Genomic DNA, 5,244 nt, shown 5'->3' with positions numbered 1-5,244 from the left:
CAGCGAAGCGATGAGACCGTATTCGATGGCGGTGGCGCCGGACTCGTCGGCGACGAAGCGGTTGAAGAGGCTGGCCATTGTTCGGGTTCCTTTGATTGACGATCTGCGAGGCGTCCTCGAAGACCGTCGCGGCTCATTCGGTGACAGATCCAGAGTGCCAGCGGCGCATTGCGATTAGGTTAAATCGGTGCGCGAAACGGTCCCTGTCCGGCAAGGATGTTCGCGTGGTAAAGTCGCGCTTAACGGGCTTGGCCCGTAGGTGAGCGATCGTCGGCCAAGGGACGCGCGTCGATCGGCTCTGGCCGATGGCTTTCCGCGACCAGCCCTTAGCGGTTCGTTCACCATTCTATCGCTTCCTAGGCGCGCGCCGTGATCCGATGGCCTAGGTCCGAGGGTGCCCTCGGTCCGACGGCCGGATGGACGGGCTGCCGGCATCTTCGGCCGATCATCGCCTCCAGACGCGCGAGTCGTGTTCCCATGTCCGACCGGCCAACCACCATTCGCCGCAATGCTCGCGCGGTCCTCGTCCTGGCCGGAGCGCTCGCCCTCTCGGCATCGGCCGGAGCGCGTGCGGCCGAGGCGGTTCCTCCCGTGATCGCCGTCACCGTGGACAACGCGAAGGTGATGCGGCTGCCCGAGAAGACGCGTACTGTCATCGTCGGCAATCCGATCATCGCAGACGTGTCGCTCCAGAAGAACGGGATCCTCATCCTGACCGGCAAGAGCTTCGGGGCCACAAACCTGATCGCCCTCGACGGCGCCGGCGAGATGCTCGCGGAATCCACCATCAGCGTGCAGGCGCCGCAGGCGTCCGTGGTGATGGTCCAGCGCGGACTTGATCGCGAATCGTACTCCTGCACCCCGAACTGCCAGCCCTCGGTACAGCTCGGCGATTCGACGAAGTACTTTGGCGAGGTCAGCGGCCAGGCGGACGCCCGCCGCAGCCTCGCGACCAGCGGCGGCGCGGCCAAATAGGCCACCGAAACCGTCTCGTTCAGATGGTCTGGTTGTAGGCTCCGACCTGCGGGTTCTCGCGCAGGACGGCGTCGACGGCGTGGAACATAGCGTGCAGCCGGGCCTCCGAAGCCGGGCTCTCGATCACCACGACGAGCTCGGGCTTGTTCGAGGAGGCCCGCACCAGACCCCAGGTCCCGTCCTCGGTGGTGATGCGCACGCCGTTGACCGTCACGAGGTCGGTGATGCGCGCGCCCGCGATCGCCTCGCCGGCCTCGTGTATCGCTCGGAACCGCTGCGTCACCCGCTCGACGACCCCGTACTTGGCCTCGTCGTCGCAATGGGGCGACATCGTCGGAGAGCCCCAGGTCTTGGGCAGCGCCCGGTACAGGTCGGCCATCGAGCGGTCCGGATTGCGGTCGAGCATCTCGATCACCGCGATTGCCGTCAGGAGGCCGTCGTCGTAGCCCCGTCCGATCGGCTCGTTGAAGAAGAAGTGCCCCGACTTCTCGAAGCCCGCCAGGGCACCAAGCTCGTTGACGCGACGCTTGATGTAGGAATGCCCCGTCTTCCAGTAGTCGGTCTTCACGGCCCGGGCCTGCAACTCGGGGTCGGTGAGATAGAGGCCGGTCGACTTCACGTCGACCACGAAGGTCGCGCCCGGATGCAGCTTCGAGAGGTCGCGGGCGAGCATGACCCCGATCTTGTCGGCGAAGATCTCCTCGCCCTCGTCGTCGACGACACCGCAGCGGTCGCCGTCGCCGTCGAAGCCGAGCCCGACATCGGCGCCCGTCTCCTTCACCTTGGCGGCGATGGCGTGCAGCATCGCCATGTCCTCGGGGTTGGGGTTGTAGCGCGGGAAGGTGTAATCAGGCTCGACGTCGAGGGGGATGACCTCGACGCCGAGGGCTGCCAGGAGTTGCGGCGCGAAGGCGCCGGCCGTGCCGTTGCCGCAGGCGGCCACCACCTTGAGCGGCCGCGAGATCGGTTTTGCCCGGCTCTTGAGGTCGGCGAGGTAGGTCTGCGCGAAGCCTTCCACGAACTCGTAGGCGCCGCCGTCGCGATACTGGTAGGTGCCGCCTAGGACGATCTCGCGCAAGCGTCCCATCTCCTCGGGTCCGAACGTCATCGGGCGGTTGGCGCCCATCTTGACGCCGGTCCAGCCATTGTCGTTGTGTGAGGCGGTGACCATCGCCACGCAGGGGCAGTCGAGGGCGAACTGGCCGAAATACGCCATCGGCGAGAGCGCGAGCCCGACATCCTTCACCCGAAGCCCGGCCGCCTGCATGCCGGCGATGAGCGCGAGCTTGATCGCCGAGGAGTAGCTGCGGAAGTCGTGGCCGGTGACGATGTCGGGGCGTACCCCCATCTCGTGGACGAGGGTGCCGATCCCGAGCCCCAGCGCCTGCACCCCCATCAGGTTGATCTCGCCCGGAAACAGCCAGCGCGCGTCGTACTCGCGAAACCCGGTCGGCTTCACCAGCGGGAGCTGCTCGAACGCGAACGTGTTGGGGACAAGAGATCCATGCGGCTTGGGAAACATGGCAAACCCTTCGTGGCGATTGTTCCGGCTTCACGCGCCATAGCGGACCCACCTGTTGAGGGAAAGTCAGCCTGAGGGTCAGGGGACGCGGATGCGTCAGCCCCGAAGGGTTAGGCGGCCGCGCGTCATGCTGACGTCGCCGAGGCGGCGCAGAAAGGACATGCCGAGGAGACTGGTGGCGAGGCGCCCACGCGGCACCACCACCGCCTCGACGTCGCGCACGCTGATCGTCCCGATGCGGATGACCGGAATGCGCACCGGCGCCACCATGACGATGCCGTTGGCCGTCTGGGTCCGTGCCGTGAAGTCGCGCTCGTAGACCCGGATGCCGGCCCGTTCCGCATCCTCCTGCGAGAACGCGCACAGGGTGGCGCCCGTATCGACCATCATCGACAGCCGATTTCCGTCGATTGCCACTTCGGTGTGGAAATGCCCCTGGGCATTCGCGTCGAGGATCAGGGTGTTGGGCGCGAAACTCGCGGGCGCGCTGGCCTCCATCAGGACAGCTGGCGCGGCTGAGGGCCGGCGATCGAGTTTGTCGACGAGGCCGACGCCCCACAGGGCCGCCACCGCCGAGATACCGAGCGCCCAGATGATCGGTCGGGTCATGACGCATCCTTCGCGGTCGAAGGCGGACGCTAGTGCGGGCTGGTTGACGAAATCCTGCCGTGTCCGCATGCCGTCTCATGAATCGGCGCGCATGGTTTCGCGGACGTCGTCGGCGCAGGCCGCATTCGCGCGATCCCGATATTGCGCCGGGCATGCCGAGCGGCTATAGGCCGCGATGCGCCCGCCAGACACCCTTGGAGGCACGGGCGCATTCATCAGGATCGGTGCTGGGCCGTCCGTTTCGGGCGGCCTTCGTCGTTTCGTCCAGATTTTCGCTGTTTTCTCAAGGATCACGCCATGAGCGCCGTTAAGCCGCTTGAGGCCGTGGCACGCGACCGGGTCGGCAAGGGGGCCGCCCGGGCCGTTCGTCGCCAGGGCCAAGTTCCCGCCGTCGTCTACGGCGGCGGCCAGCCCCCGCAGGCCATCGCCATTGACCTCGTCCGCGCCCGCACCCTGATCTACGCCGGCGGGTTCAAGACTACGCTGTTCGAGATCAATGCCGGCGGCAAGAAGACCCGCGCGATTCCGCGCGACTTCCAGCTCGATCCGGTCAGCGGCGTGCCCCTGCATGTCGACTTCCTGCGCGTCGTCGCCGGCCAGACCCTCGAAGTCGAGGTGCCCGTGCACTTCATCAACGAGGACGCGGCCCCCGGCATCAAGCAGAAGGGCGGCACCCTCAACATCGTGATGCATACGATCCCACTCGTGGTGCCCGCCGACGCGATCCCGGACGCGATCGAGATCGATCTCACCGGCCTCGAGATCGGCGAGACGATCCATATCGAAGCCGTCAAGCTCCCCGCCAACGCCACCTTCGCCGGTGAGCCGGAGGCGCCGGTGGCCAACATCGTGCCGCCGACGGTGCTCGGTGCCGAGGTCGAGGCCGAAGAGGCCGCGGTCGCCGAGGCCCAGTCGGCCGAAGCCGCCGAGGAGAAGGCCGAGGGCGAGGCCGAAGAGGCTGCCGAAAGCGACAAGAAGGAGGATTGAGGCTTGGGGCTGCCCGCCCCGCCTCGTCCCGTCCCAAAGATGCCCCGGCCGCAAGGTCGGGGCATCTTCGTTTGATGCGTTCGCCGTCCTCCGAAACGTCACCCCGAGACTTGGAAACGTTGGCCATGCGCCTGATCGTCGGCCTCGGCAATCCGGGCCCTCGCTACGCGAAGAACCGGCACAATATCGGCTTCCTCGCGGTGGACGAGATCGCCCGCATCCACCGGGCCGGCCCGTGGCGGCGCAAGTTCCAGGGCGAGGCCGCTGAGGCGAGCCTCGGTCCCGAACGGGTGATCCTGCTCAAGCCGCAGACCTTCATGAACGAGTCGGGCCGCTCGGTCGCCGAGGCACAGCGCTTCTTCAAGATCGCGCTCGCCGACGTGGTCGTCCTGCATGACGAGCTCGACCTCGCCCCCTCCAAGCTCAGGTTGAAGCTCGGCGGCGGCAATGCCGGCCATAACGGCCTGCGGTCGATCACTGCCCAATGCGGGAATGACTACCGGCGCGTCCGCCTCGGCATCGGTCATCCCGGCGACAAGGCGCTGGTCCATGCCTACGTGCTCAACGATTTCGGCAAGTCGGAGGAGCCCTGGGTCGAGGACCTGTGCCGGGCCGTCGCCGACCATGCCGGCCTGATGGCGGCAGGCGACGATGCAGCCTTCCAGAACAAGGTCCACCTCGCCATGGCCGGGCGCGGCTGGGACGACGTCAAGGCGGTGGGCAAGGCGCAGGGACGGCCCGATTGACACGAAAACACGAGGACACGATACACGGCGATGGAATTTCGTGATGAAGAACGTCAGTTTCACCACGGAGGACGCGCTTCTTCAGCGCGCCCAGGTCGCCGCGGTGCGCGACGGCAAGAGTGTGTCGCGCTTCGGTGCGGAGGCCTCGGAACAGCGTGTCGGCAGACCGCTGAGCCAGCGTGAGGCCATCGAACGCATCCTTGCCGGACCGTCGATGAGCCTGACGGATGAGAACGGGAAGGCTCCGACTCGCGACGAACTCGATGAGTGAACGCGTCGTCGTCGACACGAGCGTGCTCATTGATGCCCGTGACAGGCGGGAAGCCGGCAAGCGCGAACGCGCCGCATCCTGGCTTCTGTCCCTCGGCAGCGCGAGTGCAGCCCGCATCAACCTTCAAATCATCA

General features: G+C 66.8%; 7 protein-coding genes. 4 read left to right on the top strand and 3 right to left on the bottom strand.

Going from position 1 to position 5,244, the window contains the following annotated elements:
* On the bottom strand, nt 1-78 hold a 78-nt coding region (locus tag ACFE7U_RS01275), incomplete at its 3' end, for a Flp family type IVb pilin (RefSeq protein ID WP_375407913.1).
* A 399-nt stretch (nt 79-477) separates the two neighbouring features.
* Here ACFE7U_RS01275 and ACFE7U_RS01270 point away from each other — a divergent pair.
* Nucleotides 478-975, top strand: a complete 498-nt coding sequence (locus ACFE7U_RS01270; protein WP_375407904.1) for a pilus assembly protein N-terminal domain-containing protein — start codon at nt 478-480, stop codon at nt 973-975.
* A 19-nt stretch (nt 976-994) separates the two neighbouring features.
* Here ACFE7U_RS01270 and ACFE7U_RS01265 read toward each other — a convergent pair whose 3' ends face one another.
* Together ACFE7U_RS01265 and ACFE7U_RS01260 are read right to left on the bottom strand one after the other, a co-directional pair.
* The gene (locus ACFE7U_RS01265) at nt 995-2,497 is read right to left on the bottom strand and encodes a phosphomannomutase/phosphoglucomutase (RefSeq protein WP_375407903.1); all 1,503 of its coding nucleotides are present in this window, start codon (nt 2,495-2,497) and stop codon (nt 995-997) included.
* Nucleotides 2,498-2,593: 96 nt separating this feature from the next.
* On the bottom strand, nt 2,594-3,106 hold the full coding sequence (locus ACFE7U_RS01260; protein ID WP_375407902.1) for a TIGR02281 family clan AA aspartic protease: 513 nt from the start codon (nt 3,104-3,106) through the stop codon (nt 2,594-2,596).
* A 297-nt stretch (nt 3,107-3,403) separates the two neighbouring features.
* Between ACFE7U_RS01260 and ACFE7U_RS01255 the strand changes: the two genes are divergently transcribed.
* The 3 genes from ACFE7U_RS01255 (at nt 3,404) to ACFE7U_RS01245 (ending at nt 5,110) form a co-directional block, all read left to right on the top strand.
* Nucleotides 3,404-4,093: a 50S ribosomal protein L25/general stress protein Ctc gene (locus tag ACFE7U_RS01255; RefSeq protein ID WP_375407901.1), complete on the top strand. Its 690-nt coding sequence runs from the start codon at nt 3,404-3,406 to the stop codon at nt 4,091-4,093.
* Between the two features lie 125 nt (nt 4,094-4,218).
* Nucleotides 4,219-4,839 carry an aminoacyl-tRNA hydrolase gene (gene pth / locus ACFE7U_RS01250; protein ID WP_375407900.1) on the top strand — a complete coding sequence of 207 codons (621 nt, stop codon included), beginning with the start codon at nt 4,219-4,221 and terminating at the stop codon, nt 4,837-4,839.
* A gap of 43 nt (nt 4,840-4,882) precedes the next feature.
* The gene (locus ACFE7U_RS01245) at nt 4,883-5,110 is read left to right on the top strand and encodes a hypothetical protein (RefSeq protein WP_375407912.1); all 228 of its coding nucleotides are present in this window, start codon (nt 4,883-4,885) and stop codon (nt 5,108-5,110) included.
* Nucleotides 5,111-5,244 lie beyond the last annotated feature (134 nt).

The sequence above is a fragment of the uncultured Methylobacterium sp. genome (genome assembly GCF_964251405.1).
Lineage (GTDB): Bacteria > Pseudomonadota > Alphaproteobacteria > Rhizobiales > Beijerinckiaceae > Methylobacterium.
This window is presented reverse-complemented; position numbering and strand designations above follow the sequence as displayed.

Excerpts from the sequence above, each read along its gene's own strand:
- ACFE7U_RS01255 (WP_375407901.1), top strand. The coding sequence starts at position 3,404 with ATGAGCGCCGTTAAGCCGCTTGAGGCCGTGGCACGCGACCGGGTCGGC.
- ACFE7U_RS01270 (WP_375407904.1), top strand. The coding sequence starts at position 478 with ATGTCCGACCGGCCAACCACCATTCGCCGCAATGCTCGCGCGGTCCTC.
- pth (WP_375407900.1), top strand. The coding sequence starts at position 4,219 with ATGCGCCTGATCGTCGGCCTCGGCAATCCGGGCCCTCGCTACGCGAAG.
- ACFE7U_RS01245 (WP_375407912.1), top strand. The coding sequence starts at position 4,883 with ATGAAGAACGTCAGTTTCACCACGGAGGACGCGCTTCTTCAGCGCGCC.
- ACFE7U_RS01260 (WP_375407902.1), bottom strand. The coding sequence starts at position 3,106 with ATGACCCGACCGATCATCTGGGCGCTCGGTATCTCGGCGGTGGCGGCC.
- ACFE7U_RS01265 (WP_375407903.1), bottom strand. The coding sequence starts at position 2,497 with ATGTTTCCCAAGCCGCATGGATCTCTTGTCCCCAACACGTTCGCGTTC.